3 protein-coding genes are annotated in these 1795 nt (G+C 63.2%); all 3 read right to left on the bottom strand.

What is annotated here, in order from left to right; genetic code table 11:
* Positions 1-641 (bottom strand): NAD(P)-dependent alcohol dehydrogenase (locus A2J03_RS25950; RefSeq protein ID WP_156520594.1); only part of this gene is annotated, 641 nt, incomplete at its 3' end.
* Between the two features lie 105 nt (positions 642-746).
* Positions 747-1022, bottom strand: a complete 276-nt coding sequence (locus A2J03_RS25945; RefSeq protein ID WP_068380003.1) for a hypothetical protein — start codon at positions 1020-1022, stop codon at positions 747-749.
* Positions 1023-1240: 218 nt separating this feature from the next.
* Positions 1241-1795, bottom strand: a 555-nt coding sequence (locus tag A2J03_RS25940) for a 3-hydroxybutyryl-CoA dehydrogenase (protein WP_231912720.1), incomplete at its 5' end; no start/stop codon positions are given.

Below are 1795 nucleotides of genomic sequence, written 5' to 3'. Positions count from 1 at the left end.
CCGTCTTCCTCTTTGCTGAGCGTCTGGCTCAGGACCGTGACCTCGGCACCGAGAGCGTGTGCGATCTTGACGCCGACGTGGCCGAGTCCGCCCAAGCCGATGATGGCGACCTTCTTGCCCGGACCGGCTCCCCAGTGCTCGAGCGGGGAGTAGAGGGTGATTCCTGCGCAGAGCAGTGGTGCAGCGACGTCGAGTTCGATGCCCTCGGGGATCGACAGTACGAAACCCTCGGTGACGACGATGTGTGTCGAGTAACCGCCCTGGGTGACGGAACCGTCGGCGAGCTTGGAGTTGTAGGTGGCGGTGACGCCTTTGAAGCAGTACTGCTCCTCGCCCGCGAGGCAGGCTTCGCACTCGCCGCAGGAGTCGACGAAGCAGCCGACGCCGACCCGGTCGCCGACCTTGTGCTTGCTGACGCCGGAGCCGACCTCGGCAACGATGCCCGCGATTTCGTGTCCGGGAACGACGGGGTAGTTGGTGCCGCCCCATTCGTTCCGAGCGGTGTGAATGTCGGAATGACAGATGCCCGCGAACTTGACCTCGATCAGAACGTCCTTCGGACCGAGCTCACGTCGATCGATGGTGACCTTCTCGAGCGGGGCGTCGGCGGAAGTCGCTGTGTATGCGGTAGCTGAAGTCATAGCTACATTGCTACCTACGCATCGGTAGCAATGCAATGCGGACACTCCTGTCAGCTGGGTATTCCCAGATGACAGGAGTGATTCACGACATCGACCGGCTCCAGCTCAGCTGTTTCGAGCGATATTGAAGCCCAGCCAGCCCACGTACGCGCCGAGTCCTACGAGCCCGATGGTGCGGGTCTTCGGGTATGCGATAGCTGCACCCACAGCCAGCTCGGTTGCGCCGTTGCGGCTGATCCAGTCCCTGGTGTCTTTCGGGAACGGGAGCTTGGTGATGCCTTCGAACGCTTCGGGAACGACGAAGTGAGCTGCACCCGTCGCAGCCAATCCGAGTCCGAACGCCTTGGGAAGGAACCCACCCGACTTATTCGACTTGCTCACCTTTTTGTCCCCTGTTCCGCTCGTCGACGCACCGTCGCGCCGCTGCAACCAAGTTACGCAGAGACAGCGTCAGTTGCCAGCGCCTCGGCCGTATGAAGGCCGAGCGGCTCCGCCGCCAGTGGCGTGGTTAAGTGCACCGGAATGCGCTTAACCACGCCACTGGGCGCGGAGCGCCCACGACCAACCGAGCGCCCTGGAGACCGGCGCGCATGCGCATTTCAGCGGGCGACTCGGCCGTTCTCGTACCGGTAGAAGCCAGCCCCGGTCTTCTTGCCGACCAGGCCTGCCTCGACCATCCGAAGCAACAGCGGCGGCGCCGAGAACAACGGTTCCTTGAATTCTGCGTACATGGAGTCGGCGATGGATTTGACGGTGTCGAGCCCGACGAGGTCGGCCAGCGCCAACGGACCCATCGGGTGGGCGAGACCGAGAACCGTTGCCTTGTCGATGTCTTCCTTGGTGGCGAACCCGGACTCGACCATGCGGATCGCGGAGAGCAGGTACGGCACGAGAAGCGCATTGACGACGAAGCCGGAACGGTCGGCGGAGCGAACTACCTGCTTGCCGAGCACGTCACCGGCAAACCTCTCGGCCCGCTCGGCGACGGTGTCGCTGGTCTTGAGCGTGGTGACGAGCTCCACGAGAGGGAGCACCGGCACCGGATTGAAGAAGTGCAATCCGACGACGCGGTCGGGTGCTTTCGTTGCGGTTCCCAACTTCATGATCGAAATGGACGAGGTGTTCGATGCGAGCACGGCGTTCGGATCCGTCAC

This window comes from Rhodococcus sp. EPR-157 (assembly GCF_001647195.1).
Lineage (GTDB): Bacteria > Actinomycetota > Actinomycetes > Mycobacteriales > Mycobacteriaceae > Rhodococcoides.
Note: the sequence above shows the minus strand (reverse complement) of the source record. Positions and strands in the feature narration are given on the sequence as shown.